Source organism: Polynucleobacter campilacus (assembly GCF_002206625.1).
Classification (GTDB): domain Bacteria; phylum Pseudomonadota; class Gammaproteobacteria; order Burkholderiales; family Burkholderiaceae; genus Polynucleobacter; species Polynucleobacter campilacus.
The window spans coordinates 336940-363607 of record NZ_NGUP01000003.1 but is presented as its reverse complement, the minus strand read 5'-3'; the positions used below and the strand labels follow the sequence as shown (position 1 = coordinate 363607).

The 26668-nt window shown below is 44.2% G+C and carries 24 protein-coding genes, 1 tRNA gene and 1 pseudogene; 16 read left to right on the top strand and 10 right to left on the bottom strand.

The window, feature by feature from the left end:
* The first annotated feature begins 19 nt into the window (after positions 1 to 19).
* Together mdeB and CBI31_RS05235 are read left to right on the top strand one after the other, a co-directional pair.
* On the top strand, positions 20 to 2659 hold the full coding sequence (gene mdeB, locus CBI31_RS05240) for an alpha-ketoglutarate dehydrogenase (RefSeq protein WP_088525349.1): 2640 nt from the start codon (positions 20 to 22) through the stop codon (positions 2657 to 2659).
* Between the two features lie 74 nt (positions 2660 to 2733).
* Positions 2734 to 4074: an NAD(P)H-dependent oxidoreductase gene (locus CBI31_RS05235; RefSeq protein WP_088525348.1), complete on the top strand. Its 1341-nt coding sequence runs from the start codon at positions 2734 to 2736 to the stop codon at positions 4072 to 4074.
* Between the two features lie 14 nt (positions 4075 to 4088).
* Here CBI31_RS05235 and CBI31_RS05230 read toward each other — a convergent pair whose 3' ends face one another.
* A complete protein-coding gene (locus CBI31_RS05230; RefSeq protein ID WP_240553747.1) occupies positions 4089 to 4985 on the bottom strand; it encodes a LysR substrate-binding domain-containing protein in 897 nt (298 codons plus the stop codon).
* A 148-nt stretch (positions 4986 to 5133) separates the two neighbouring features.
* Here CBI31_RS05230 and CBI31_RS05225 point away from each other — a divergent pair, with 148 nt between their 5' ends.
* The 4 genes from CBI31_RS05225 (at position 5134) to CBI31_RS05210 (ending at position 8861) form a co-directional block, all read left to right on the top strand.
* Entirely contained in the window at positions 5134 to 5973 is an 840-nt protein-coding gene (locus tag CBI31_RS05225; RefSeq protein ID WP_088525346.1) for a class II aldolase/adducin family protein, read from the top strand.
* A 46-nt stretch (positions 5974 to 6019) separates the two neighbouring features.
* Complete coding sequence (locus CBI31_RS05220) at positions 6020 to 7576, top strand: Rieske 2Fe-2S domain-containing protein (RefSeq protein WP_088525345.1); 1557 nt, start codon at positions 6020 to 6022, stop codon at positions 7574 to 7576.
* Between the two features lie 63 nt (positions 7577 to 7639).
* Positions 7640 to 7927 carry a 2Fe-2S iron-sulfur cluster-binding protein gene (locus tag CBI31_RS05215; protein ID WP_240553745.1) on the top strand — a complete coding sequence of 96 codons (288 nt, stop codon included), beginning with the start codon at positions 7640 to 7642 and terminating at the stop codon, positions 7925 to 7927.
* Positions 7917 to 8861 (top strand): ketopantoate reductase family protein, encoded by a 945-nt coding sequence (locus tag CBI31_RS05210; RefSeq protein WP_161491184.1) that lies wholly within the window; start codon positions 7917 to 7919, stop codon positions 8859 to 8861. The genes CBI31_RS05215 and CBI31_RS05210 overlap by 11 nt, the downstream gene beginning before the upstream one ends.
* Here the strand turns inward: CBI31_RS05210 and maiA are convergent.
* Genes maiA through CBI31_RS05185 form a run of 5 tightly spaced genes read right to left on the bottom strand, consistent with a single transcriptional unit; the run spans position 8854 to position 14255 of the window.
* Positions 8854 to 9522, bottom strand: coding sequence for a maleylacetoacetate isomerase (maiA, locus tag CBI31_RS05205; RefSeq protein ID WP_088525343.1), 669 nt, complete (start codon positions 9520 to 9522; stop codon positions 8854 to 8856). The two genes, CBI31_RS05210 and maiA, sit on opposite strands and share 8 nt — an antisense overlap.
* 4 nt (positions 9523 to 9526) lie before the next feature.
* Positions 9527 to 11125: a gamma-glutamyltransferase gene (gene ggt, locus CBI31_RS05200; protein WP_088525342.1), complete on the bottom strand. Its 1599-nt coding sequence runs from the start codon at positions 11123 to 11125 to the stop codon at positions 9527 to 9529.
* Between the two features lie 39 nt (positions 11126 to 11164).
* A complete protein-coding gene (locus tag CBI31_RS05195) occupies positions 11165 to 12610 on the bottom strand; it encodes a TRAP transporter large permease (RefSeq protein WP_088525341.1) in 1446 nt (481 codons plus the stop codon).
* Positions 12607 to 13149 carry a TRAP transporter small permease subunit gene (locus tag CBI31_RS05190; protein WP_088525340.1) on the bottom strand — a complete coding sequence of 181 codons (543 nt, stop codon included), beginning with the start codon at positions 13147 to 13149 and terminating at the stop codon, positions 12607 to 12609. The genes CBI31_RS05195 and CBI31_RS05190 overlap by 4 nt, the downstream gene beginning before the upstream one ends.
* A gap of 20 nt (positions 13150 to 13169) precedes the next feature.
* Positions 13170 to 14255, bottom strand: coding sequence for a TRAP transporter substrate-binding protein (locus tag CBI31_RS05185; RefSeq protein WP_088525339.1), 1086 nt, complete (start codon positions 14253 to 14255; stop codon positions 13170 to 13172).
* Positions 14256 to 14588: 333 nt separating this feature from the next.
* Here CBI31_RS05185 and CBI31_RS05180 point away from each other — a divergent pair, with 333 nt between their 5' ends.
* Complete coding sequence (locus CBI31_RS05180; RefSeq protein WP_088525338.1) at positions 14589 to 16259, top strand: MFS transporter; 1671 nt, start codon at positions 14589 to 14591, stop codon at positions 16257 to 16259.
* A gap of 55 nt (positions 16260 to 16314) precedes the next feature.
* Here CBI31_RS05180 and CBI31_RS05175 read toward each other — a convergent pair whose 3' ends face one another.
* Both CBI31_RS05175 and CBI31_RS05170 read right to left on the bottom strand, forming a co-directional pair.
* Positions 16315 to 16893, bottom strand: coding sequence for an MOSC domain-containing protein (locus tag CBI31_RS05175; RefSeq protein WP_240553744.1), 579 nt, complete (start codon positions 16891 to 16893; stop codon positions 16315 to 16317).
* A 47-nt stretch (positions 16894 to 16940) separates the two neighbouring features.
* A complete protein-coding gene (locus CBI31_RS05170; protein WP_088525336.1) occupies positions 16941 to 17261 on the bottom strand; it encodes a 7(1) septoil knot domain-containing protein in 321 nt (106 codons plus the stop codon).
* Positions 17262 to 17329: 68 nt separating this feature from the next.
* On the opposite strand from CBI31_RS05170, the gene CBI31_RS05165 reads away from it, so the two are divergent.
* The 8 genes from CBI31_RS05165 to CBI31_RS05130 all read left to right on the top strand — a co-directional run bounded on the left by CBI31_RS05165 (position 17330) and on the right by CBI31_RS05130 (position 23469).
* Positions 17330 to 17406: transfer RNA gene (locus tag CBI31_RS05165), tRNA-Met, on the top strand.
* A gap of 60 nt (positions 17407 to 17466) precedes the next feature.
* Positions 17467 to 18000, top strand: coding sequence for a DUF2878 domain-containing protein (locus CBI31_RS05160; RefSeq protein ID WP_088525335.1), 534 nt, complete (start codon positions 17467 to 17469; stop codon positions 17998 to 18000).
* Between the two features lie 166 nt (positions 18001 to 18166).
* Entirely contained in the window at positions 18167 to 19210 is a 1044-nt protein-coding gene (recA, locus tag CBI31_RS05155) for a recombinase RecA (RefSeq protein ID WP_240553743.1), read from the top strand.
* A 4-nt stretch (positions 19211 to 19214) separates the two neighbouring features.
* On the top strand, positions 19215 to 19730 hold the full coding sequence (gene recX / locus CBI31_RS05150; RefSeq protein WP_088525333.1) for a recombination regulator RecX: 516 nt from the start codon (positions 19215 to 19217) through the stop codon (positions 19728 to 19730).
* 200 nt (positions 19731 to 19930) lie between these two features.
* The gene (gene sucC, locus CBI31_RS05145; protein WP_088525332.1) at positions 19931 to 21100 is read left to right on the top strand and encodes an ADP-forming succinate--CoA ligase subunit beta; all 1170 of its coding nucleotides are present in this window, start codon (positions 19931 to 19933) and stop codon (positions 21098 to 21100) included.
* A gap of 15 nt (positions 21101 to 21115) precedes the next feature.
* Positions 21116 to 22009, top strand: a complete 894-nt coding sequence (gene sucD / locus CBI31_RS05140) for a succinate--CoA ligase subunit alpha (RefSeq protein ID WP_088525331.1) — start codon at positions 21116 to 21118, stop codon at positions 22007 to 22009.
* Positions 22010 to 22118: 109 nt separating this feature from the next.
* A complete protein-coding gene (locus tag CBI31_RS05135) occupies positions 22119 to 22826 on the top strand; it encodes a TerC family protein (RefSeq protein WP_088525330.1) in 708 nt (235 codons plus the stop codon).
* Between the two features lie 121 nt (positions 22827 to 22947).
* Entirely contained in the window at positions 22948 to 23469 is a 522-nt protein-coding gene (locus CBI31_RS05130) for a pilin (protein WP_088525329.1), read from the top strand.
* 57 nt (positions 23470 to 23526) lie between these two features.
* Here the strand turns inward: CBI31_RS05130 and CBI31_RS05125 are convergent.
* A pseudogene (locus CBI31_RS05125) lies at positions 23527 to 23664 on the bottom strand (cyclic pyranopterin monophosphate synthase MoaC); the annotation flags it as partial.
* Positions 23665 to 23740: 76 nt separating this feature from the next.
* Between CBI31_RS05125 and CBI31_RS05120 the strand changes: the two are divergent.
* Positions 23741 to 26140, top strand: coding sequence for a tetratricopeptide repeat protein (locus CBI31_RS05120; protein WP_088525327.1), 2400 nt, complete (start codon positions 23741 to 23743; stop codon positions 26138 to 26140).
* Between the two features lie 45 nt (positions 26141 to 26185).
* On the opposite strand, the gene moaC is transcribed toward CBI31_RS05120, so the two are convergent.
* Positions 26186 to 26662, bottom strand: coding sequence for a cyclic pyranopterin monophosphate synthase MoaC (gene moaC / locus CBI31_RS05115; RefSeq protein WP_088525326.1), 477 nt, complete (start codon positions 26660 to 26662; stop codon positions 26186 to 26188).
* Between the last annotated feature and the right edge of the window lie 6 nt (positions 26663 to 26668).

The window sequence follows — 26668 nt, the reverse complement described above, 5'->3', positions numbered from 1 at the left end:
AGAGACAAAGGAATTTTTCATGAACGCTCCCGACATTAAAAAATATTTAAATCTTGAGCACGTTGATACTGATCCTGCAGAAACCGCAGAGTGGAACGAGGCATTTATGGACTTGCTAGCCTCGGGTGATGGTGCACGGGCTAAATTCATTTTAGATAGTTTGCTAAGGCTAGCGAATAAAAATCAAATTAATTGGGAGCCAGATTTAGTGACGCCTTATGTCAATTCAATCCCAGTGAATGAGCAACCTCCATTCCCTGGAGACCTAGCGATTGAAGAAAAACTCGCATCTTTGATGAGGTGGAATGCACTCGCTATGGTTGCAAAAGCAAATGAAGCGTATGGGGAGTTGGGTGGCCATATTGCCAGCTACGCTAGCGCAGCAGATTTATTTGAAGTGGGTTTTAATCATTTTTTCCGCGCCAGAACTGAGGGCGGAGATGCCAAAGAGCGCGGAGACTTAGTTTTCTTTCAGCCTCATAGTGCTCCCGGGGTATATGCGCGCGCTTATCTAGAAGGCAGACTGACAGAGAATGATCTTTTACATTACAGGCGTGAAATTACTGCACCTGAATCTGGGGCGCGAGGCTTATCAAGCTATCCACATCCTTGGTTGATGCCTGATTTTTGGCAATTCCCAACGGGTTCCATGGGAATTGGCCCAATCAGCTCTATTTACCATGCACGCTTTATGCGCTATCTGAGTGATCGCAAATTGTTAGATTGCTCCACCAGGAAAGTTTGGGGTGTATTTGGTGATGGTGAGATGGATGAGCCGGAAAGTATGAGTGCCCTAACATTGGCGTCTAGAGAAAAGCTGGATAACTTGGTTTGGGTAGTCAATTGCAACTTGCAACGCTTGGATGGACCTGTGCGTGGCAATGGCAGAATTATTGATGAGCTCGAAAAACTCTTTAGAGGTTCTGGTTGGAATGTCATTAAGTTGGTATGGGGAAGTGATTGGGATGGGCTCTTTGCCAGAGACACTACTGGAGCATTAGTAAAAGCGTTTGCTCAAACTGTTGATGGACAAATGCAAACTTTTGCTGCAAAAGATGGCAGTTTTAATCGTAAAAATTTCTTTGGTCAAAATGAAGAATTAGCTAGGCTTGCTCAGGGTATGACGGATGAACAAATTGATCGGCTCAAAAGAGGTGGTCATGATTTAGTCAAAATTCATGCGGCCTATCAAGCTGCAGCTAATCATGCAGGTCAGCCAACAGTGATCCTGGCTCATACCAAAAAAGGTTATGGCATGGGCAATGCTGGTCAAGGAAAAATGACTACCCATAGCCAGAAAAAGTTAGATGACGAGGCTTTGATTGCCTATCGCAATCGATTCAATTTGCCCTTAACAGATGAGCAAGCTACTAGCCTTACCTTCTTTAGGCCTGATGAAAATAGTGAAGAACTGAAGTATTTAAAAGAGCAACGTACTAAGCTCGGCGGTCAGCTGCCTAAACGTTATTCAGAATGTGACAAATTAAATATTCCAGATATTGATTCTTATGCAGCTTTTGCAATCAAGGCTGAATCAAAAGAGATGTCGACGACGATGGCTTTTGTCCGCATGCTTGGAAATTTACTGAAAGATAAAGAGCTTGGGCCTAGGGTCGTACCGATTGTGGCCGATGAGGCGCGGACATTTGGGATGGCCAATTTATTTAAGCAGGTTGGTATTTACTCGAGCGTAGGTCAGCGCTATGAACCAGAAGATATTGGTTCGGTTTTGAGTTATCGAGAAGCATTAGACGGGCAAATTCTGGAAGAGGGCATTAGTGAGGCGGGTGCCATTGCAAGTTGGACTGCTGCAGCAACTAGCTATAGCGTACACGGCATCGCAATGCTGCCTTTCTATATCTACTATTCGATGTTTGGGTTTCAGCGTATTGGTGATGCTATTTGGGCAGCCGCTGATCAACGCGCTAGGGGATTTTTATTAGGAGCAACCTCCGGTAGAACAACATTGGGCGGTGAAGGTTTGCAGCACCAAGATGGTAGTAGCCAGCTCGTTGCTGGAACTATCCCCAATTGCAAGGCATACGACCCTGCTTTTGCAGGCGAGTTGGCGGTGATTGTGGATCAAGGTATGCGCGATATGTTAGTTGATCAAAAAGATTTGTTCTATTACATCACTCTCATGAATGAAAACTATGCTCAGCCTGATTTGCCTGAGAATGCTGTCGAGGGCGTGATTCGTGGCTGCTATAAATTAAAGACGGTAAAAGCTAGCAATGGGGATAGTAACTCTTGTGTAACTTTGCTAGGTTCTGGAGCCATCATGACTGAGGTGCTGAAGGCAGCAGACATGCTTGCTAACACTGGCATTAATGTTGATATCTTTAGTGTGACCAGTTGGAGTGAATTATCTAGAGATGGTAAGGCAAAAGAACAGGCAAGACTTTCTGGTGAGACTGGCACCGAACATGCATTTATTAGTCAAACGCTTACTGAGGGACATGGCCCGATTGTGGCTGCTACAGACTATGTACATGCGCTCCCAGAAAGTATTCGTGCCTATATTCCTGAAGGCAGACAATATATTACGCTCGGTACTGATGGTTTCGGCAGAAGTGACACGAGGGCAGCATTACGTGAATATTTTGGCGTCAATGCAGACAGTATTTATAAGGTAGCAAAAGAATCATTGAAAAAATGATCTTTTCTCTTGATGCCTTATGATCTTCCCTCTATTGCCTATTACTTAATACCGAATTAACTGGAGATTTTTAGATGTCCCTTATTCAAAAGCTAAAAGCACGTGCCGCGAACAATAATCCTGTTCGCGTGGGCATTATTGGCGCAGGTAAATTTGGCTCTATGTATCTCTCGCAAGCACCACGGACTCCAGGCATTCATTTAGTTGCAGTGGCTGATCTATCTCCCACACGGGCTAAAGAATCGCTTGCTCGTGTAGGTTGGGATGTACCTCGTTACAGCGCTACTTCGCTACAAGATGCCGCTAAGTCAGGGGCCACTTTTGTGACTGACGATGCAGAAAAAATGATTGCTAGTGAGCACATCGATATTGTGATCGATTCTACGGGTAGCCCGGCGGCCGGTATTCGTCATGCATTGCTGTGTTTTGACCATCGCAAACACATCATTATGGTCAACGTCGAAGCAGATGTTTTGGCTGGACCCTTGCTTGCGCGCAAGGCAGCAGAGGCTGGCGTGATTTATTCAATGGCCTCAGGTGATCAGCCCGCTCTCATTGCAGAATTAGTAGATTGGGCAAGAACGATTGGCTTAGAAGTAGTGTGTGCAGGTAAGGGTACTAAGTATCTACCTATCTATCACCAGTCGACACCAGATACAGTTTGGGGCCATTATGGCTTTTCTGAAGCGCAAGTTGCTGGTGGCGACTTTAATGCACAAATGTTCAATTCATTTTTGGATGGAACGAAGTCAGCCCTTGAAATGGCCGCAGTATCAAATGCTTGCGACTTAATTCCCCCTAGTAATGGCTTAGAGTTTCCACCTTGCGGAGTGGATGACTTGCCGCATATCTTCCGTCCTGTATCTGAAGGTGGAATTCTGAAACAAAAAGGAACTGTTGAAGTAGTGTCTTCAGTTGAGCGAGATGGCCGTCCGGTATTTAGAGATTTACGTTGGGGTGTTTTTGCAGTATTTGAAGCGCCCAGCCAATATGTGATTGATTGCTTTTCACAATACGGCCTAAAAACAGATAGCACTGGTAAATATGCAGCAATGTATAAGCCTTACCACTTGATCGGTTTAGAGCTCGGTATCTCAGTAGCAAGTATTGCTGTGCGAGGAGAGGCTACGGGAGCAACTGGAGATTGGAAGGGCGACGTGGTGGCTACTGCTAAGCGCACACTCAAATCAGGTGAGAAATTAGATGGAGAGGGTGGCTTTACCGTTTACGGAAAATTGATGACTGCTGCTGACTCTCTGAAGCTCAGTGCTCTACCTATTGGTTTAGCGCACAACATGGTGCTTAATAAAGATATTGCTGCTGGCAAACCAGTATGCTGGAGTGATGTAGATTACGACGGTACTCTGCAGGCAATTCAGTTTCGACGCGAAATGGAAAAATTATTTCGCCAATAAAACATATCCTTGATTTAGTTTGCAGCCACTCCTGCTTTTAAGCATAGCCACTCTTTAAACAATTTGATTTTTTGACTGTTTTTAGCGTTCGACCGATAAGATAAAAAATGAGTCCTATCGGTAGTAGGTAAAAAGATCCCTTTCCCAAGCTCTACCAGCTCGCCACGCGAAATTTCTCTCTCCGCAAACCGTGCGCTCTCAAGTACGGCACCTATACCATCCACCGCAGCAGATATTGAGAGGGCTGCGCGATCAAATGACATCTTGCGAGTTGATGGGTTTTTCAAATGATTGATCTCAAACCATTGCTCCCAGGTATGGAGATTTAAGGATGACTCAATGAGCATGAGTCTACTCATCAGTTCTTCAACGGGAAGACTAGCGTCAATGAGTTCAGGTGCGCATAGGGGAACAATTTTTTCTTCACCCAAAGACATAGAGGTGATACCAGGCCCTTCATGGGTAAATTGATAAGAGATCGCAATATCAATTTCTTGATTACGCAAAAGATCAATTGGCTCTGCTCCAGAAGTGAGGCGAATGGCGATATCAGGATTATTTTTAATGAACTCAGGAAGTCTTGGGCTGAGCCACTTTGCGGCAAAACTGGGCGAGCAGTGCAGGGCAAGAACTTGTGAGCTTGGAGCAAGGGTGACTTCATTGCATGCCGCCTCAATGACATCAAACACCCTAGAAAGAGAGTCTAATAAACGTCTTCCCTCTGATGTTGGCTCTACTTTGCGGTTCTTTCGTAAAAATAGTGGCTTAGCAAAATAATCTTCAAGCTCTCGAATTTGATGACTAATGGCCGACTGAGTGAGGTGTAGCTCTTGAGCGGCTAAGGTAAAGCTTTCGAGGCGTGCCGCTGCCTCAAAAGCCCGCAAAAGAACATAACTTGGCATTTTTCTCATGTAAATATAATATACATGAATTTCATTCATCTATCTATGAATACTTATCGTTTGTCAAAATCCTCGGGAAAGCCGATGATTACGGCTTAGTTATCTTTTGAGTTTTCTCAAAAGATTAAATTCGCATCATCTTAAAAAAGGAATTCACATGGCTGCGGTAATGGAAAAAGAACGTAAATTGGACTTGGGCGATAGAGAGTCCATTTATCAACCTGAAGACAAATCCCAGATTTTTCCTTACCAACCAAAATTCAAAAACTTTGCTGAAGAGCGTCAGCATCTTAAAGAGCGATTGGTTGCCGCATGCCGAGCATTTGCTCTAGAAAAGTTCGATTATGGATTTGCAGGACATTTAACGGTTCGAGATCCAGAGCATCCAAATCTGTATTGGACCAATCCAATGGCCGTACATTTTGATCAAGTGAAAGTGTCTAACTTAATCTTGGCCGACCATGAGGGTAATATTTTGGAAGGTCAGCATGCATTGAATCGTGCGGGATTTGTGTTGCACGCAGCAGTTCATGAAAAACATCCTGATATCGTTGCAATGTGTCATGCACACACAGTCTATGGAACAGCATTTGCAGCACTAGGTAAGCCATTAGATCCAATCTCTCAAGATGCCGCAGCATTCTTTGAGGATCATATGGTTTTAGCAGAACAAGCTGGCCAAGTAGCAGTTGAGGATAATTCAGGCTACAACGTAGCAGGTTCATTGAAAAAAGTGAAAGCGATTATTCACCGCAATCATGGTTTATTAACAGTCAGTCGTCATAGTATTGAGGCTGCAGCGTTCTGGTTTATCGCTTTAGAGCGTTGCTGCAAACAGCAAATGCTGGTTGAGGCTACAGGTATTAAGCCTGTGTTGTTATCACCAGAAACCGCTCGTTACAGTCGTGAACACGTGGGCAGCGAATATATTGGTTGGTTACATTTCCAGCCAATTTGGGGTTATCTAAAAGAAAACCAGCCAGACATGTTTGAATAATTGAATAGTTTTAGATATAGCGAGTTAATCAATAGGAGCAGCATTAATGACAAGTAAACAGGAACAAGCGGAGAAAAAGGTCAGCGCATCGGCAGGATCTGCAACGCCTAAGAAATTAGTTCCTTATGGTGGCTACTACACCAATAAAGTTCCAGGACATGATCCTGAGCTCACGGAGGTTGGCCCTGGCACACCAACGGGCGAGTACATGCGCGGTTTTTGGCATCCAGTTTGCATGTCAATTGAATTAACTGACACACCAAAATTTTTAACTATCCTATGTGAAGAGTTGGTAGCGTTTCGTGATGGTAGTGGCCGCATTGGCGTATTACATGCACACTGCGTTCATCGCGGTGCTTCATTAGAGTATGGACAGATTCAAGAGCATGGCATTAAGTGTTGTTATCACGGCATGGTATTTGATGTAGACGGTACTTGTTTGAATGCCCCATTCCCTAAGGGTGAAGAGGCAGAGGCAAAAAAATACGCATGCTCCATTCAACAGGGTGCCTATAAAGCCTTCGAAAGAAACGGCTTAGTCTTTGCCTATATGGGCCCTCCTGATAAAGAGCCGCCATTCCCAGAGTGGGAATCTGATTTCACAGTAGCTCCTGGTGATGAGCTTGTCCCTTATAGCAATTTCCAACACTGCAATTGGTTGCAAGTTCAAGACAATGCTGCAGATAACTTTCATACAGCTGAATTACACGCTGCCAAAAACGTAGTAGGCGGCCACTTTCAAGGTACGACCTTTGATGAGGTAGGTTCTCCAACAATGGAGGTGCATCCAGATATGCAGTTTGTGCCAATCCATGGTGGGCGAGGCTTGGCTTGTTCTGGTGCACGTCGTGTTAACAACGATAAGTTGTTTATTCGTGTTCAACATCAAGTGTTACCAAACCTTAGCTTGCATGCCTATACTTCTGAGGATGGCTCAAATAAGAAATTGTTTAGCCGCTTTCATATCATTCGCTGGACAGTTCCAGTCGATGACTTTAATAGCAAGATGATTGGCTGGCGTGTGATGGGCCCCGGCATTGATACACGTGGAATCGGTCAAAAAGAGCTGGTCGGATATGAATCAATCGACTTTTTGGACGGCCAGGTTGCTTTAAGAAGAGCCGAGCGTTTTGGTAAGCACACCATTAACGATATTGTGGATATTCCTACTGATCATAGGGCTCGCTCTAATTACAAGATGGCTCAATATGCGCCTGGTGATTACGAGGCCATCATTAGCCAACGACCGATTGCAATTCATGCCCTGGAGAATCCTACTAAATTTGATGCGGGTCCTTATTTATTTAGAAAGATGCTGCGTGATGCTATTCGTGGCTCCAATCCAGCGGCAAGTGCAGAATCCTTTTCTGAATGGTTAAAAGAATTGAATGGTGCACCCAATAGTTATTGCTCTGGCACTGTATTTGAGTTACCAATTGGCGCCACTACTGAAGAAGAAGTAGCGCAAAGACGCTTTGTAGCTAAAGGCGTGATTGCGATTCTCACCGAGAGTGAGCAGTACAAAGGCAATGAGCGCACTGACTTCGTAAAGCAAAAGATGGAAGCGCTTGAACAAACAGCAAAAGCACAATTTAAGCATTAATTAATAGATCAGAAGAGATGGGCTGCGATTGCAGCCCATTCTTTTGTGGAGTGAGACAAAAAATTGAATAATATTTCTAGCGTGGACTCTGAAGAGTTGGTGATCGAGGTTCAGAGTACTGGCCAAAAAATAAGTGTCACTAGAGCCGAGACACTGATCGATGCTTTGGCAAGATCAGGTATTGAGATACCTACCTCATGTCAATCAGGCTTATGTGGCACTTGTAAGACAAGATATATCAGTGGTGATGTAGAGCATGGAGATTGTATTTTGAGTGATACTCAGCATCAGGAGTATTTAACCCCCTGCATCTCTCATATCAAGAGCGGAACACTGGTCCTTGATTTATAAAACACCAAGTAATCAAAAAATATATGTCTTAGGTGCGGGTGCAGTTGGGTGCTACTTTGGCGGCATGCTAGCTCGCGCTCATCAGGATGTTACTTTTATTGCAAGACCTGAGCGTGTAGAGGCCTTGAATACATTTGGCTTAGAGATGGATTGCAAGGCATTCCATGAAACAGTGAGAGTTCAGGCCAGTTCTGATCTTTCCACTCTGCAGGATGCTGATTTAGTTTTGCTGAGTGTGAAGTCGCTTGATACTGAGCGTACGCTTGCAGAGGTGAAAGCTATCTTGCCAAGCAAGGCAGTGATCTTAAGTCTCCAAAATGGAGTGGCAAATATTGATATTGCCTCCAAAATCATTACTAATCCGGTTTATGCAGCGGTGGTTTATGTTGCTGCAGGAATGATTGGTCAAAGAACTATGAAGCATCATGGCCGCGGCGAACTTTTGGTGGGAAGTCTTGGTACGGCATTACCTGCTGACAATCAAAACCTCAACTCAATTTGCAAGCTCTTTGAAGGGGCAGGCGTTCCATGCTCGATTGCGCCCCAGATTAAAAGGGATATGTGGCTTAAGTTTTTGGTCAACTGTTCCTTTAATGCGATTTCAGGAATTGGTCAGATTTCCTATGGGGAGATGGTGAAGTCCCCCGAGATTGTGAAGCTGATTGAAGAAATTACCAAAGAGTTTCTTGCTATCGCTGCACTTGAAGACGTGAAGATCAGTATGTCAGAGGCGCTTGCTGCAAACGAGTCGATTGCAAAGACGATGGTGACGCAGGTTTCCTCAACTGCTCAGGATTTGGCGAGAGGAAAAATGACCGAGATGGATTTTTTAAACGGATACATTGTTGAATTGGGTAAGCGCTATGGCGTTCCGACACCCTATAACGAATCTGTTCATGCCTTGGTCAAAATGATGGAATCCAAAATTAGATAGAGGGGTTTGGCCCCTCTGCATCGATTTGCTTTTCCCAAGACGCATCTATAAATGCAGGTAGTTTCATGCACTCATCCAATATTTGCATCAGAGTCGGGTAGTGACTCATATCCATCTTGCTACTTATTGCGTTTAAGAGTTGTGGCACTAAGCAAATATCAATCAGACCGGGTTGATCGCCAAAGGCAAAGCGGCCTCGGCGCTGATCAGTGCTGAGTTGCTTTTCAACGCTCGTCAGTCCTAACTTGATCCAGTGTTGATACCAAGCATCCTTCACCTCGTTGCTGGCTCCAAGCTCTTTTATTAAGTAGCGCAGTACCCGTAAGTTGCTAATAGGATGAATATCAATTGCCATATCCATGGTTAATGATCGCACCCAGGCACGATCCATTGGTGAGCTTGGGAGTAAAGCCGGTTTGGCTTGAATTTCATCTAAGTATTCAATAATGGCGAGCGATTGATGAATACTATTTTCCCCATCATCCAATAGCGGCACCAAGCGATTAGGATTTTTATTTTGATAAGACTCAGATAGTTGTTCACCACCATTTTTGCCAAGGTGAACCGGGATGACTTCGTAGTCTATGCCTTTGAGATTCAAAGCAATGCGAACACGGAAGGCGGCAGAGCTTCGCCAGTAGCTATATAGCTTTGGTTTCATAAGCTTAAAACGCGCTAACAGCCCCATCACTTCGTGGGTCCCAGCCGCCGCGTAATGTGCCGGATGGATCGCGAATGATACAACCAGCGTGACCTACGGTCTCATCAAAAGAGTCCAACATCTCAATTTCATGACCCATGGCATGTAATTCTTTTGCAACCCATGGACTAAAGCGAGACTCTAATTTCAGGCTATCGCTCGTTTGACCCCAAGTTCTTCCCAGCAACCAACGTGGACGGCTAATGGCATCTTGCGGATCAAGTCCATAAGTAGCAGTGCGTGTGAATAGTGCACATTGTGTTTGAGGCTGGCCATCGCCACCCATCGTTCCATACACCATTGAGCGACCATCCTTGAATAAAGCCAACGCAGGATTGAGTGTGTGGAAGGGTTTGCGATAAGGCTCGAGATGGTTCAGCGTTTTAGGGTCCAAAGAGAAGCTGCAGCCACGGTTCTGCCAATTGACACCAGACTTTGGCAGAACAATACCAGCGCCAAACTCGTGATAAATACTTTGAATGAAAGAGACGCAGTTACCATCGCCATCAATCACGCCCATCCAGATGGTATCTGCTGGGCCTTTACCTTGACCCCAAGGCAGTGCTTTTTTGGGATTAATGTTCTTGGCCAGCTTTTTCAGAAACGCAGGCGATAAAAATGATTGTGCATTTTTTGTCATGTACGCAGGATCAGTGACAAATTGATCACGAACTTTAAATGCTTGCTTGGTTGCCTCAACACAGTGGTGCACATACTCAGTGCTGTCGACTTTAAAGCGTTTTAAGTTCAATTGATCCAAGATGCCAATAATCATTAATGACACTACGCCCTGAGTAGGCGGCACCATGTTGTACACCTTAGCCATGCTGTGCTTAAGCTCCAGTGGATCAATGAGTTTTGCCTGATGCCGCTGAAGATCACTTAAGCGTAATGGACTTCCAATATCAGTGAGTTCTTTTGCCAAAAGGTTAGCAAGATCACCACGATAAAAATCATCCGTACCCTTGCTTGCAATCTGGCGCAAAGTTTTTGCTAGACGTTCTTGTTTGAAAATGCTGCCCACAGCGGGTGCCTTGCCATTGACTAAGAAGGTCTTGGAAAAACCTGGAATAGCACTGAGTTCCGCACTCTTCTTGGCGGTTAAGCTGGATTGACTATGGGTAACTGGCACACCAGTCTCTGCATAATGAATTGCATCAGCTAATAAACGAGATAAAGGAATCTTGCCGCCTAGGCCTTGTTTAGATAGCTTATGTGCAGCGCCCCAGCCAGAGATTGTGCCAGCAACGGTATTGGCTGCAACGGGTCCGCGAAATGGAATGGCTTTAGTAATACCACGCTCTGCATACCATTGCTTGCTAGCTAAACCAGCAGCGGCACCACATGCATCAATGCCACCCATCGCCTTACCAGGTGAATGTACGACCCAAAAAGAGTCGCCACCGATTGAATTCATATGGGGATAAACAACAGCAATAGTGGCTGCAGCAGCAACCATTGCCTCTAATGCATTACCACCCTCTCGTAGAACTGCTAACGCTGATTCAGAAGCAAGGGAATGCGGTGCGACCGCCATCCCTTGAATACCCCACTTTGCCTGCATTGCAAAACCCCTCTATTGTTTTGTAAGACTATTTTTATATTATTTATTTTCGCGCAATTGCCGCTCGATATCTGCACTAGAGTCTACCGTGATCTCATTTTGCTCGACGCCAGCTAATGGATCAACCGATGGACCACTAGCATCAAAGGCGGCTGTCGGCTTATCAACAAAGTAGGTCACTGTTTCTGGGATGAAGATGATGATTGCTACCAGAATCAGCTGTAGGCCAACCCAGGGTAGTGCCCCATAGTAAATATCTGAGCTTTTGACAGTTTTATCCGCTACCCCTCGCAAATAAAACAATGCAAAACCAAAGGGCGGATGCATGAAAGAGGTTTGCATATTAGCGCCCAGAAGCACGCCAAACCAAATGAGATCGATCCCTAGCTTATCTGCAACTGGGGCCAACAATGGAATGATGATGAACGCGATTTCAAAATAGTCTAAGAAGAAAGCTAAGAAGAATACAAATAAGTTCACCGCAATCAAGAAGCCTACTTGGCCACCTGGCAGGCCCGTCAAGAGCTCCTCAATCCAAAGATCCCCATCTACACCGCGGAATGTCAAGCCAAATACAGTAGAGCCAATCAGGATGAAGATCACCATGGCATTGATGCGCATAGTAGAGGTCATTGCCTCCCAGACTAAGGTTTTTTGTAGGCGTTTGTTCATTGCTGCGAGAACTAATGCTCCTACAGAACCCATAGCACCACCTTCAGTTGGTGTCGCCAGGCCCATCAAAATTGTTCCGAGCACTAAGAAGATGAGTGCGATAGAAGGAACAATGCCCCAGAGGATTTTCTTAAATAACTTCCAATCAATTTTTGGGCGCGCTTCCGGTGGAAGTGCTGGTACGTCTTGCGGTCTAAAAATCGACAAGAAGAAAATGAATAAACAGAATAGAGCCACTTGAATAATGGATGGCCCAATGGCGCCAGCATACATATCACCGACAGATTTACCTAACTGGTCAGCCAACACAATTAATACGAGTGATGGTGGAATCAATTGGGTAATGGTTCCTGAAGCAGCAATCACACCGGTAGCTACACGTGGGTTGTAACCATAGCGCAGCATGATCGGCAGGGAAATTAATCCCATTGCAATCACTGATGCAGCCACAGTTCCAGTAATCGCACCGAGAATCGCGCCAACAATAATGACGGCATAAGCTAGGCCACCACGGATTGGACCAAACAATTGACCTAATCCTTCGAGCATATCTTCAGCTAATCCACACTTCTCCAGAATCGCACCCATAAAGGTGAAGAAAGGAATTGAGAGCAACAAGTCATTGGAGAGAATGCCAAAGACCCGGTCAGGAAGAGCTTGCAAGAATGTGGGCTGAAACATGCCCATTTCGATGCCGATAAATGCAAAGAATAAGCCAACAGCACCAAGAGAAAAAGCGGCTGGATATCCAAGCAACAAAAATATAATAAGGCCCCCAAACATGATGGGGGCCATCAAATCATGGCTAATCATTGGAGAGGTCTTTCGTACTTAGGATCGATTTGAATCATGCCAATAATGGCTGCATAGCGTTTGATGATTTCAGAAACACCTTGGAGCGTTAACAAGAAAAATCCCAAAGTAATCGCGCCGCGAACTGGCCAACGAATTAGACCGCCTGGGTTACTCGAAGTTTCATTTTGAATGACCGAGGTAACAAAAAATTCCCAAGAGTAATAACCAATGATGATGGTTACTGGTAAGAAGAAAACAATGCCGCCCCAAAAGTCAAGCCAGAGGCGAAATTTGTTGGGGTACATTGCATAGAGTACATCTACTCGCACATGTTCATTGAGACGGAAAGTCGTTGCAGCACCAAACATCACCATGCCGGCGAATAAATACCACTGCGCTTCAAGCCAACCGTTGGAGCTGACATTGAAGCCATACCGAATCAGCGCATTTGCTGTGCTGACCAGTACGGCTATCAATACCATCCAACTCGCTAATACACCAAAACGGTCATTTAAACGATCAACAAAACTTGCAAAAACTAAAAATTGTTTTGGCATATCAGATTCTCAATAAGGTTTTATTTGACTGGATTAGTCAACATGAAGCTCATGAGAGTTTGCTCAGCGACTTTGTTCCACAGCATTTGATCGTTGCGGAATTTTTTCCAAGGCTCGTAAATCTTCTTGAACGATGGATTCTTGCCAGCCTCTTCTTCATACATTTCAAAAGCGGCAGTAGAAGCTGCTTTCATAATGTCTGTGGAGTAAGACTGTAGCTTCACACCATTCTTAATTAAGCTTTGCAAAGCAATTGGGTTTTTGTAGTCGTACTCAGCCATCATGTCGATATTGCATTCTGCGCAGGCTGAGGCCAAGGCTTCTTGATACTGCTTAGGCAATTTTTCCCACTCTTTAATGTTCACATACATGGAGTACATTGAGCAAGCCTCCCACCATCCTGGGTAGTAGTAGTAAGGCGCAATTTTGTAAAAGCCCAATTTTTCATCGTCGTACGGGCCGACCCACTCAGCAGCATCGATCACCCCTTTTTCAAGCGCAGGATAAATATCACCACCAGCGATTTGCTGTGGGATAGCACCTAAGCGGGACATCACTTCGCCACCAAGTCCAGCGATTCGCATTTTGAGACCCTTAAGGTCGGCAACGGTTTTTACTGGCTTTTTGAACCAGCCACCCATTTGAGTACCGGTGTTACCAGCTGGGAAAGAAATAATGTTGTAGTCACGTAAGAACTCGCGTTGTAGTTTTAAGCCACCACCCCAATACATCCAGGCATTTTGTTGGCGCTGATTCATGCCAAATGGAACGGTTGTATCAAAAGCAAACGTTTTATTTTTACCTACAAAGTAGTAACCAGCAGTGTGAGTGCACTCCACAGTTCCTTGCTGTACTGCATCTACAGTACCGAAGGCTGGAACAATTTCACCTGCGCCAAAAATACGGATTTGGAATTTGCCGTCCGTTAAAGCGGCCACCCGCTTAGAAATGAATTCACCACCACCATAAATCGTATCCAAGCTCTTTGGGAAGCTAGAGGCACAGCGCCACTTCACTTCGGGCATGGATTGGGCAATCGCCGGTGCAGCCAAAACTCCAGCAGCAGCGCCAAGTGCAGTCTTACCTAGAAAGTCACGTCTTTTCATTTGAATTGCTCCTTGTTCATTTTTGATCGGATGGCATTTTTGACAATGCCTTTTTGTTAACTTCTGGGACTATTAAAGCGAAATGCCGCCTGATTAACTATGTGGTTTGCACCTGGATGCGCGAATATGCACCCCAAAAGTGCATCTTGCCATAAAGCTGGGCTAAACCTTACTTTTATCAAGGTTTTATGATGTTGCACCCAATCCACATATATCGGGAAAACCCTAACTCAAATCGATGGGGAGTTACCCTAAGCGGTGGATTTCTTTGGGTTTTTTCAAAGCATAATCGGCGGGTTGTTTTTTATTTAATAAAAATTTTAGGAGCTACTGATGTCAACATCAACTAAAGCAGCCCCAATGACCGCCGCTGAGCGCAAAGTTATTTTTGCTTCCTCTTTGGGTACGGTTTTTGAGTGGTACGACTTTTATCTGTACGGTTCTTTGGCTGCAGTAATCGCCAAGCAGTTTTTCTCAGGCTTAGATGCTGGCTCTGCCTTCATTTTTGCCTTGTTAGCATTTGCGGCTGGTTTCATCGTGCGTCCATTTGGCGCATTGGTGTTCGGTCGTTTAGGCGATTTGATTGGTCGTAAGTACACCTTCTTGGTCACCATTGTGCTGATGGGCGGAGCCACATTTATTGTGGGTATTTTGCCTAACTATGCAACGATTGGTGTTTCCGCACCTGTATTGTTGATTGCCTTACGTATGCTGCAAGGTTTGGCTTTGGGTGGTGAGTACGGTGGTGCTGCTACTTATGTTGCAGAACATGCTCCTCATGGTAAGCGCGGTGCATACACAGCTTGGATTCAGACAACCGCTACTCTTGGTTTGTTCCTTTCCTTGCTCGTGATTTTGTTCACACGTGAATTGACTGGCCCAGACTTTGATGTTTGGGGTTGGCGTGTTCCTTTCATTGCTTCCATCATTTTGCTAGGTATCTCAGTCTGGATTCGTTTATCCATGGCTGAATCACCAGCATTTACAAAGATGAAGAATGAAGGCAAATTGACCAAAGCGCCTTTGACAGAGTCATTCGGTCAATGGAAAAACTTAAAGATTGTGATCTTGGCTTTGTTTGGTCTAGTTGCTGGTCAAGCAGTGGTTTGGTACACAGGTCAGTTCTATGCTTTGTTCTACCTTACCCAGGTATTAAAAGTAGATCCTAAGACTGCAAACTTGTTGATTGCTGCTTCATTGGTTATCGGTACACCATTTTTCATCGTCTTTGGCGCACTGTCAGACAAGATTGGCCGTAAAGTGATCATCATGGGCGGTTTGCTGTTAGCGATCATTTTGTACATCCCGAACACACCAGTTTCCTTGTTTAATGGCTTAACCCACTTTGCTAATCCAGCATTGGAAAAAGCAATGGCAACTGCACCAGCAAGTATTACTGCTGATGTGAACGAATGTACTTTCCAGTTCAACCCAACCGGTACTGTGAAGTTCACTAGCTCATGCGATATTGCTAAGCAAGTGATGGCCTCAAACTCTGCAAGCTACACAACTATTCCTGGCCCAGCCGGTGGAACTGCTGTTGTGAAGATTGGCGATACAGAGATTCAGGGCTACAGTGCTAAGGGTATGGCTCCTGCTGATGCGAAAGCAAAAGATGCAGAGTTTAAGAAAGCTATTCGTGATGCATTGAATGCTGCTGGTTATCCTGCAAAAGCTGACCCTGCTGCCATTAACCTCCCTGCAGTTTTGGGTATCTTGGTAATTTTGGTGATCTTGGTAACCATGGTTTATGGCCCAATCGCTGCGATGCTGGTTGAGTTGTTCCCAACTCGTATTCGTTACACCTCAATGTCCTTGCCATACCACATTGGTAACGGTTGGTTCGGTGGCTTGATGCCAACAATCGCCTTTGCCTTGGTTGCGCAAAACGGCAATATTTACTACGGTCTCTGGTATCCAATCATCATCGCTACGATGACATTGATTATCGGTGTGCTGTTTGTTAAAGAAACTAAAGACGTAGATATCTACGCAAACGACTAAGTATCTTTAGTCTTCAGTAAATAAGAAGCCCGACCACAAAATGGTCGGGTTTTTTTTATTCCCACAAATCTTGTTGATTGCGATGTTGAAGTAGATTGCGATTTTGCTCGGCAATCGAAGTATCTCTCGCTCCAGGAATAAGGGTGATCTGCGCGCCGGCGGCCAAAGTACCCGTTTTGAGTACGCGCAAATACCATCCACAAAAGCCAGATTGCACCATAGCTTTGGAGGCACCTTTATACCCCAAGGTAGCATTAAATTTGAAGCAGGGTTCACGTAGTTTGACGACGACAAATTCAAGATCACCAATGAGGAGTTTGTCACCAATAAAGACTTCGGTTTCTAGTAGACCTTCAATGGTGAAGTTCTCACCGATTGCCCCATGCTTTAGTAGAGTGGGTTTTCTAGTTTCACGAGAGAGAAGTTCGTTCCAAAAAGCATAATGCTCCGCTGGATAAGCATAAATTGCTTTTTCAATGCCACCATGCACACTGAGATCGGCTTGCTCGTCGCCTTTGATACCCAGAGAATGGATTTCAACTGGCAAAGGGTTTTCTAAATCACTAGTACTCTTTTTGCGGATTGCCGAAGCAACTGATTTGTAATCTGGGTGGTGATTACCAAACAGTGGCATAACTTTACCTGTGGAAATCGAAAGGAGTCTCATGAATAAAAATTCACTTAGTAGCGACAGCGCGCATCACTTTTGTATTTTGTGAAATAGACGATCAAGTCGGCATCCGATTTATATTGGGTGTAGTAGATCACTGCGCGCGCATCATTTTTATACTTGGTATAAAACCAGACTCCCGGCTCGTTGTCACTCGAGTATTGGGTTTCATACACAATACAGTTGGCCTCGGATTGATATTTGGTTACAAAGACCTTGGCATTCGCTTCCGAGGAGTAGTTGGTGATGAAGATTTGCGCCGCAGATACACTCGAGACCAGAAAACCACTCAAAATGGCCACAATTAGGAATTTTTGGGGATGTTTTTTCATGACCCTATATTACGGTTTCTAGCTTGGGCCGTTACAGAATGGGGCAGATTTGCTACAATCACACGTTCGGCGATTTAGCTCAGTTGGTTAGAGCGATGGAATCATAATCCACAGGTCCGGGGTTCGAATCCCTGAATCGCCACCAAATCTCAAGGCCATTGCCCAGCGGCAGTGGCCTTTTTCTTAGGTTGGCTAGAATTGTTCTATGGCTAAATTTTGGAACTTTGTCCTTTTCCAGGCAGGTTGGTTTGCTTGTATCTTGGGCGCCGCTCATCAGCAGGTCCTCTGGGCAGCGATCGGAAGCCTAGCCTATATTATTTTTCATATCTGGCACTCCCAGAGCCCAAAGCTGGAGCTCAGCTTGCTGCTCAAAATCCTCTCTTTTGGGATCCTGACCGATAGCCTCTTGATGTACTTAGGGTTTCTCGACTTTAAAGATGCTTGGCCTTCTCCTTATGTATCGCCAGTATGGATGTGGGTACTCTGGCTTTTAGTGGCCAGTACTCTCAATAGCTCCTTATCTTGGCTAAAGGGTAGGCCTGTCCTAGGGGTAGTGTTAGGGGCGATTTCTGGCCCTTTATCTTACGAGGCTGGAATACGGTTGGGGGCGGCAAATTGGGGTTCTGGGTCCCAAATCCTCGGTTTAGGCCTCATTGGCGTGGTTTGGGCAATAGCGATGCCCCTTTTTTTCTATTGGGCTCGCCCCCCTATACAACCTAGCCTAGTAAAAAATCTGTAAATTCCTTTAAAAAGTCGCTTGCAAATACTACTGTTTTTATATACAGTAACTTCTAAGTTGTGAAACACTAGATAAAACTTCGGGAAAAAGCCCAATTAAAGCGAAAAGGAATCAAAAAATGGCCTTGGATGACAAAAGAAAATCAGCCTCCTCAGAATTTGAGGGAATGAGCGGAGACAAGCAAAAAGCATTAACAGCAGCTTTGGCACAAATTGAGAAGCAATTTGGCAAGGGCTCGATCATGAGATTGGGCGATGCTGAAATCAGTCAAGATGTTCAAGTGGTATCTAGCGGTTCATTAGGTCTTGATATTGCTTTAGGAGTTGGTGGTATCGCACGGGGTCGCGTGATTGAGATTTACGGACCAGAGTCATCTGGTAAAACGACTTTGACTTTACATGCGATTGCAGAAATGCAAAAGCTTGGCGGTACTTGCGCATTTATCGATGCAGAGCATGCATTAGATGTACAGTACGCATCGCGCCTTGGTGTTGATGTCAATAATCTATTGATCTCTCAGCCAGATACTGGTGAGCAAGCCTTAGAAATTGCCGATGCATTAGTGCGCTCAGGCTCTATTGATTTAATCGTAATTGACTCAGTCGCTGCTTTAGTTCCAAGAGCTGAGATTGAAGGCGATATGGGTGACTCCTTGCCAGGCTTACAGGCTCGCTTGATGAGTCAGGCTTTACGTAAGTTGACTGGTGCTATTAAGCGTACCAACACAACAGTGATTTTTATTAATCAAATTCGTATGAAGATTGGCGTGATGTTTGGCTCCCCAGAAACCACTACTGGTGGTAATGCGCTCAAGTTCTACGCCTCTATGCGCTTGGATATTCGCCGCATTGGTAGCATCAAAAAAGGGGATGAGATTGTTGGTAATGAAACCCGTGTGAAGGTTGTGAAGAACAAGGTTTCTCCTCCATTCCGTGAAGCTATTTTTGACATCATGTATGGCGCTGGTATTTCCAGAGAAGGTGAAATCATTGATATGGGTGTTGAAGCTGATATCGTTGAAAAGTCTGGCTCTTGGTATAGCTATAACGGCGATCGCATCGGTCAAGGCAAAGATAATGTGCGTGATTTCTTGAAAGAGAATCCAGAGATTGCTAAAGATATCGAAGTTAAAATTCGTGCGAAGTTAGGTGTTAAATCTGGTTCAGCAGTAGTAACTGATGTGCTGAGCGAAGAAGAGGAAGTCGAATAGTTCGATGTCAGAGCTAGCTAGTAAGAGCAAAGAAAGAACCAAACAAAGCCCGAGTCTCAAAGCTCGGGCTTTGCGTCTTTTATCGCTCCGAGAATATAGTCGCAAAGGTTTAGCGGCAAAGCTGGCAGAGTCAGAGGCCAGATGGGCAAAGCTGGGGGGTGATCAGGTTGATCAAACTCCAGAATCGACCACGGCACAAATCACGGCAGTACTTGATGACTTTGAGGCCAGAGGCTGGCTATCAGACGAGCGTTTTGCTGAAGCCTTGGTTCGCAGGCGGGGCGAGCGCTATGGGACGCGCAAAATTGCCGATGAGCTCCAAAGGGCAGGGGTTGATGGGGCCAAGTCAGCCGTCCTATTGCAGTCCTTGCGGGAAACAGAATTTCAGCGTGCCCATGAGCTTTGGACTCGAAAATATGGCGAAGTAGCCCAAGATCAGAAGGAGCGCGCTAGGCAATACCGCTTCTTGGCCTCTAAGGGTTTTAGCTCTGAAGTCGTCGCTAAGGTGGTTGGCGGATAAAAGCTTGACTAGGGCAATTACGGATCGAAAATAGGCAAATGCGGCGTTGCAGCATGATAGACTAATGGGGTCGGTCAAGCCGTTCGCATTTATTCACATTTGGCTAATTTCGCTATTTCTAGAGTAAGTACGGGATCAAGGCAGTATCGGTTTAACTAATCCTCGTCGCTTACTAAAAAAGATACCGTTTCGGAGTAATTATGAAAATTCACGAGTACCAAGGCAAAGAACTTCTACGCCAATTTAATGTGCCTGTTCCAAACGGCATTCCTGCATTTAGTGTTGATGAGGCAATGAAGGCTGCTGAAAAATTGGGTGGCCCAGTATGGGTTGTTAAGGCGCAGATTCATGCAGGTGGTCGCGGTAAAGGTGGTGGCGTGAAGTTGGCAAGAAGCATGGACGACGTGAAAAAATACGCTTCTGAAATTTTGGGTATGCAGCTCAAGACTCACCAAACAGGACCAGAAGGTCAAAAAGTCAATCGCCTCTTAATCGAAGATGGTGCAGATATCAAAAAAGAGTACTACTTCAGCATCGTGACAGATCGTGGCACACAAAAGAATGTGATCATGGCTTCGAGTGAAGGTGGTATGGATATTGAAGAGGTTGCAGAATCTCATCCAGAAAAAATTATCAAAGTATTTGTTGATCCATTGATTGGTTTGACAGATGCTCAATGTGACATCATTGCAAAAGGTATTGGCGTGCCTGAGGCTTCTATTCCGATGGCGCGTGACGTGTTTAAGAATTTATATCAGACCTATTGGGATACCGATGCATCCTTAGTAGAGATCAACCCATTGATCCTTGAGGGCAATGGCAAGATTAAGGCTCTCGATGCAAAATTTAACTTTGATCCAAATGCATTATTCCGTCACCCAGAAATCGTTGCTTATCGCGATGTCGATGAAGAAGATTCTGCTGAGATTGAGGCTTCTAAATTTGACCTTGCTTACATCTCTTTAGATGGCAATATCGGTTGTTTGGTGAACGGTGCTGGTTTGGCTATGGCAACCATGGACACCATTAAGTTGTTCGGCGGCGAGCCGGCAAACTTCTTAGACGTTGGTGGTGGCGCTACAGCTGAAAAAGTGACCGAAGCATTTAAGATCATGCTCAAGAACAAGAGCGTTGAGGCAATTTTAGTGAACATCTTTGGCGGCATTATGCGTTGTGACGTGATCGCTGATGGCGTGGTGACAGCATGTAAGGCTGTAAACCTCACAGTGCCACTGGTTGTGCGCATGAAGGGTACAAATGAAGAGTTGGGCAGGAAGATTCTTGCAGACTCTGGTTTGCCAATCATTAGCGCTGATTCAATGGCTGAGGCTGCTACCAAGGTAGTAGCTGCGGTTGCCAAAAACAAATAATCCAGGAATTTCAATATGTCTATTTTGATCAATAAAAACACCAAAGTCATTACCCAAGGTATTACTGGTAAGACAGGTCAGTTCCATACTGAGAAGTGTCAAGAATACGCAAACGGTAAAAATTGTTTTGTTGCTGGCGTCAATCCTAAAAAAGCTGGCGAGTCCATTTTTAACATTCCAATTTATGCAACTGTTAAAGAGGCTGCTGCGCAAACTGGTGCGACGACTTCTGTCATTTATGTTCCACCTCCAGGCGCAGCTGCTGCCATCTGGGAAGCAGTTGAGGCCGACCTCGATTTTGTGATTTGCATTACTGAAGGTATTCCAGTGCGTGACATGCTGGAAGTGCGAAATAAGATGCAGGCTAAAGAGGCTGCTGGCGGCAAGAAAACTTTACTGCTTGGCCCTAATTGCCCTGGGATCATTACCCCTGATGAAATCAAGATCGGCATTATGCCTGGCCATATTCATAAGAAGGGCCGTATCGGTGTTGTGAGCCGTTCTGGTACTTTGACTTATGAAGCAGTTGGTCAATTGACTGCGATTGGTTTAGGACAATCGACTGCTGTTGGTATTGGTGGCGATCCAATTAATGGCTTGAAGCACATCGACATCATGAGAATGTTCAACGAAGATCCAGAAACTGATGCCGTCATCATGATTGGTGAAATCGGTGGCCCAGATGAGGCGGAAGCTGCTCGCTGGTGCAAAAACAATATGAAAAAGCCAGTAGTTGGTTTTATTGCTGGTGTAACAGCGCCTCCTGGAAAACGAATGGGCCACGCTGGCGCATTGATTTCTGGTGGAGCCGATACTGCTGATGCCAAACTTGCCGTCATGGAAGAGTGCGGCTTTAAAGTAACAAAGAATCCATCAGAAATGGCGGCTTTATTGAAAGCCATGTTGTAATAGCGATAAATCAAAAGATGCTGCGACATTAGTGCCATTTAGCAGCATCTCATTTGTAGTGATTAGTAGTTTAAAAAGTAGTTAAAACATAAAAACGTAGGGAGACAAAATGGATTTTGCAGCATTTTCAGATGCCACCTTTTGGGCGGCACTTCTATCAATCATCGTAGCGAATATATTGCTATCAGGCGATAACGCAGTTGTGATTGCATTGGCATCACGTAACTTACCGCCTGCTCAGCAAAAGAAGGCCATTTTCTGGGGTAGTGCTGCCGCAATTATTTTGCGTGTGGTGTTAACTATTACTGCAGTGGCCTTGCTGACTTTGCCATATCTCAAAATCGTTGGGGGCTTATTGCTCCTCTATATCGGTATACAGTTGTTGTCCGATAGTGGTGGTGAAGAGCACATGGAAGCTAAGACCAGCATTTGGGCCGCTATTCGTACAATCTTGATTGCCGACTTGGTGATGAGTTTAGACAACGTTCTTGCTGTCGCTGCAGCGGCACAAAAAGGCCCTGAAGAGACTCGTTTACTTCTTTTGATTATTGGCCTTGGAATGTCTATTCCATTAATCATTTTTGGTAGCGCAATTCTTTTGAAGGTAATGGATCGCTTCCCAATCATTATTACTTTGGGCGCTGGCTTATTGGGATTACTAGCAGGCGGTATGTTGGTAGATGACCCAGCTATTAAAGACAGCATCCAAGAGGCATTGGGTGATGCAAAATTAGCCTTTGAGGTCATTGGTGTTGCCATTGTTATTTTGGTGGGTACGTATATGAAAAAACGGAATGCTGGAAAAGAAGCTCATTAATCAGACTTCAAATGAATCAGAAAAGCCGGCATCTAAAGCCGGCTTTTTTAACGCCCCGATTTCTTGAGTAGAACAGGTATAGAGTGGATGATGAGGCATTTAACCTCAGGAGCTAGAAGATATGCAAAGTAAAAAATATGACGAGCCAAAACAACAAGATGCTCACCAAGAGTCTGGATTTACCTTGATTGAAGTGATGGTAGTAGTTGCCATCATTGGTATCTTGGTAGCAGTTGCCGTTCCTCAATATCAAGATTACATTGCGCGCAGTCGTGTTGTAGAGGGGATGAACTTATCTTCAAGTGCAAAACTTGCGGTGACAGAAGCATTTGCAAGTCGTGGGACTGTAGTAATGGATGAGGCTACAAGCGGATCATTCACCTTTGGGCCTACCCGCAGTGTGAAGTTAATTGAAATAACACCGTCAGGTGCTATCGCTATCGACTATCAGGTCAGTGTTGCCCCAGAGGGTAAGAACACATTACATCTGATCCCGACTAATGATCCAGATGCTAATGCACCCAAACCAATTGACCTTTCAAAACCAGAGGGTGCTACTTGGGCGGGTGGTTGGTCTTGCAGATCTACAGAGACAAATTTATTGCCGCAACTACTGCCTTCAGAGTGCAGAATCAACAAATAGATGTGTATCAATAAGCTTTCGTAATAATTTAACCGCTCCAGGGCGGTTAAATTATATTTAAGCCTTCCACTCCCCACTCTTGCCACCACTCTTCTCAAGAAGCTTCACATCACCCATCACCATGCCACGGTCTACTGCTTTGCACATATCGTAGATTGTGAGAAGGGCAACTTGAACTGCGGTGAGTGCTTCCATTGCTCCAGCAGATACCTAAGTAATAGCAAAACAGCCTATGGTTAAATAGAGAATAGATAAAGGAAGGCAGCAATAGATGTCAAAAGATCAATTCGAGCTAGCGAAAAATTTCTTTTTAGAAGGCCTCCGCCTGTTGGAGAGTGGAAGTTTTTTTGAGGCTGAGCTTCAGTTTCGAGAATCTTTAAAGATAATGCCAAATCGATCTTCAACCCTATTAAATATAACCATTGCTTTATTTAACCAGAAAAAATATTCTGAAGCTAATGCTTTTGGATTACAAGCAGTAGGAATTGAGAATGATATGGTAGAGGCATGGTTATATTTGGGTCTAACTGCAAAAGAAATTGGAGATTTTAATAAGGGCCTGGATTACCTATCAAAAGCGATTCAAGTAAGTCCAAAACTAATAGAAGCATACCTATTGAAGATTGAAATTCTTGAGAAGCTAAATAAGTATATTGAAGCACTTGAAATTTATGGCGAAATCTTAAGGATAGAGCCTCAGCTGGTTGAAGTTTGGTGTAATCAGGGTAATTTATTACTTACCCTAGAAAGGCATGATGAAGCCCTCAAGAGCTATAACTCTGCTATTCAACTTGATCCAAAAAATCACTTAGCTTGGGTTAATCGATGCATATGTTTGAAGGAAGTAATGGGCTTACAGCAGTCATTGAGTTCCTTCGCCGAAGCAAAAAAACTTTTTCCAGAATCATTTGATATTTGGTTAAATGAAAGTGGAGTATTGTGCGATTTAAAAAAATATGATCAAGCACTTATTTCATGTAGCAAGGCAATCGAAATTGATCCGGCTTCAGAAAAATCTTGGTTGAACAAAGCTAATTGTTTGATTGGTTTACAACGTTATAAAGATGCAGTTACTGCTTGTGACGAGGCTATAAGGTTAAATCCCAACTTTTATCATGCGTGGTTGAACAAAGGAAATGCCCTTTATGAAATGAGATATTTTGAAAAGGCCTTAGCAAGTTATGATGAAGCCCTTAAATATTCCCCTGAATCTTATGAAATATTAATCAGTAAAAGCCGTGTTCTTGACCGACTTAAGCGCTACAGCGAGGCCATTTCTTTTTATCAGAAATGTATTGCCTATCACCCTAATTGTGATTGGGTGGCTGGGGAGCTTCTCAGTATTAAGATGAAAGTATGTGACTGGGATGGGTTAGATGAATATTTAAAAAATATTGTCGAAAAAATAAGTAGAAACGAAAAAACTATTACACCTTTTCCTTTATTAGCTTTAATTGATGATCAATCAGTCCATAAAAAAGCCACAGAAATTTTTATTAAAGAAAGACATCAAAGTAGTGATCTTCTAGGCTCAATACCTAAAAGATTAAAGAAAACTAAGTTGAGAATTGGCTACTTTTCTGCTGACTTTCGGAATCATCCAGTGTCATTTCTGATTGCAGAATTATTTGAACTGCACGATAAAAATCAATTTGAGTTAATCGCTTTTTCATTTGGGTTTGATGACAAAAGTCCAGTACGAACGCGCTTAAGTAAAGCATTTCATCAATTTGTCGACGTAAGTGCTATGTCTGATATTGAGGTTGCAAGGTTCGCAAGAGAAATGGATTTGGATATTGCTATAGATTTAGCTGGGCATACAGCTGATAGTCGCTTGGGGGTATTTGCTTATCGGGTTGCTCCAATACAAATAACTTATCTAGGCTATTTGGGGACTACTGGTCATGATTATATGGATTATGTACTATCAGACACAATAATGATTACAGATAAGTCTAGGCAATTTTTTTCTGAAAAAATTGCCTATCTTCCAAGCTATCAGGTTAACGATAGAAAGCGAATAATTTCAGATAGAGAATTTAGAAGGCAAGAGCTAGGCTTGCCAGAACAAGGTTTTGTCTTTTGTTCTTTTAACAACAATTACAAGATAATGCCCACCACTTTTGATGGTTGGATGCGGATACTACATGCTGTAGAAGGTAGTATTCTTTTTTTATATGTCGACAATAAATGGGCCGAAGAAAATCTTAAAAAAGAAGCTGTAGCTAAGGGCATTGATGGCGCAAGATTAATATTTGGCAATAGAATGTCTGCGGATGAATATTTAGCCCGTTATCGAGTTTGTGACTTATTTTTAGATACCCTTCCATATAACGCTGGGACAACTGCTAGTGATGCGTTATGGGCTGGGTTGCCCGTTCTCACTTTAATGGGAAGGTCCTTTGCTAGTCGTGTAGCGGCAAGCTTATTAACTGCAATTGGATTGCCAGAGCTGATTACGAATACTCAGGAAGAATATGAGGCTTTGGCGATTGAGCTAGCCATGAATCCTAGCAAGCTTTCAGATATTAAATTGAAGTTGACCAATAACCGCTTGACTACCGCTTTATTTGATACCCCTCTTTTTGCTAAGAATCTTGAATTAGCCTATATCAAAATGTATGAGAGATATCAGGCTGATTTGCAGCCCGAGCATATATCTATTGATTGAAGGGACTATATTTATTAAGCCCCAGCTCTGAACTAGAGATGCTTGCTATCCTGCCTTCCACTCCCCACTCTTGCCACCACTCTTCTCAAGAAGCTTCACATCACCCATCACCATGCCACGGTCTACTGCTTTGCACATGTCATATATTGTGAGCAGGGCGACTTGGACTGCGGTGAGTGCTTCCATTTCGACGCCGGTAGGGCCAGTAGTTTCTGCTTTTACTTGGCAAGTGATACTGTTGTCATTTGAGTTTGATTGAAACTCGAGGCTAACGTGGGTTAATGCTAGCGGATGACAAAGTGGAATGAGATCTGATGTCTTCTTAGATGCCTGAATGCCAGCAATTCTAGCGATACCAAGGACATCCCCCTTTTTGTGGCTCCCTGCTTCAACCATTTTGAAGGTCTCGGGAAGCATGCTGATCTTGCCTGTGGCAATGGCGATCCTATGGGTAGAGGCTTTATCACCCACATTTACCATATGGGCTTGGCCGCTTTCATCAAAATGAGTTAGTTTGTTCATGGGATA

Excerpts from the sequence above, each read along its gene's own strand:
- mdeB (WP_088525349.1), top strand. The coding sequence starts at position 20 with ATGAACGCTCCCGACATTAAAAAATATTTAAATCTTGAGCACGTTGAT.
- CBI31_RS05235 (WP_088525348.1), top strand. The coding sequence starts at position 2,734 with ATGTCCCTTATTCAAAAGCTAAAAGCACGTGCCGCGAACAATAATCCT.
- CBI31_RS05230 (WP_240553747.1), bottom strand. The coding sequence starts at position 4,985 with ATGAGAAAAATGCCAAGTTATGTTCTTTTGCGGGCTTTTGAGGCAGCG.
- CBI31_RS05225 (WP_088525346.1), top strand. The coding sequence starts at position 5,134 with ATGGCTGCGGTAATGGAAAAAGAACGTAAATTGGACTTGGGCGATAGA.
- CBI31_RS05220 (WP_088525345.1), top strand. The coding sequence starts at position 6,020 with ATGACAAGTAAACAGGAACAAGCGGAGAAAAAGGTCAGCGCATCGGCA.
- maiA (WP_088525343.1), bottom strand. The coding sequence starts at position 9,522 with ATGAAACCAAAGCTATATAGCTACTGGCGAAGCTCTGCCGCCTTCCGT.
- ggt (WP_088525342.1), bottom strand. The coding sequence starts at position 11,125 with ATGCAGGCAAAGTGGGGTATTCAAGGGATGGCGGTCGCACCGCATTCC.
- CBI31_RS05195 (WP_088525341.1), bottom strand. The coding sequence starts at position 12,610 with ATGATTAGCCATGATTTGATGGCCCCCATCATGTTTGGGGGCCTTATT.
- CBI31_RS05190 (WP_088525340.1), bottom strand. The coding sequence starts at position 13,149 with ATGCCAAAACAATTTTTAGTTTTTGCAAGTTTTGTTGATCGTTTAAAT.
- CBI31_RS05185 (WP_088525339.1), bottom strand. The coding sequence starts at position 14,255 with ATGAAAAGACGTGACTTTCTAGGTAAGACTGCACTTGGCGCTGCTGCT.
- CBI31_RS05180 (WP_088525338.1), top strand. The coding sequence starts at position 14,589 with ATGTCAACATCAACTAAAGCAGCCCCAATGACCGCCGCTGAGCGCAAA.
- CBI31_RS05175 (WP_240553744.1), bottom strand. The coding sequence starts at position 16,893 with ATGCCACTGTTTGGTAATCACCACCCAGATTACAAATCAGTTGCTTCG.
- CBI31_RS05170 (WP_088525336.1), bottom strand. The coding sequence starts at position 17,261 with ATGAAAAAACATCCCCAAAAATTCCTAATTGTGGCCATTTTGAGTGGT.
- CBI31_RS05160 (WP_088525335.1), top strand. The coding sequence starts at position 17,467 with ATGGCTAAATTTTGGAACTTTGTCCTTTTCCAGGCAGGTTGGTTTGCT.
- recA (WP_240553743.1), top strand. The coding sequence starts at position 18,167 with ATGAGCGGAGACAAGCAAAAAGCATTAACAGCAGCTTTGGCACAAATT.
- recX (WP_088525333.1), top strand. The coding sequence starts at position 19,215 with ATGTCAGAGCTAGCTAGTAAGAGCAAAGAAAGAACCAAACAAAGCCCG.
- sucC (WP_088525332.1), top strand. The coding sequence starts at position 19,931 with ATGAAAATTCACGAGTACCAAGGCAAAGAACTTCTACGCCAATTTAAT.
- sucD (WP_088525331.1), top strand. The coding sequence starts at position 21,116 with ATGTCTATTTTGATCAATAAAAACACCAAAGTCATTACCCAAGGTATT.
- CBI31_RS05135 (WP_088525330.1), top strand. The coding sequence starts at position 22,119 with ATGGATTTTGCAGCATTTTCAGATGCCACCTTTTGGGCGGCACTTCTA.
- CBI31_RS05130 (WP_088525329.1), top strand. The coding sequence starts at position 22,948 with ATGCAAAGTAAAAAATATGACGAGCCAAAACAACAAGATGCTCACCAA.
- CBI31_RS05120 (WP_088525327.1), top strand. The coding sequence starts at position 23,741 with ATGTCAAAAGATCAATTCGAGCTAGCGAAAAATTTCTTTTTAGAAGGC.
- moaC (WP_088525326.1), bottom strand. The coding sequence starts at position 26,662 with ATGAACAAACTAACTCATTTTGATGAAAGCGGCCAAGCCCATATGGTA.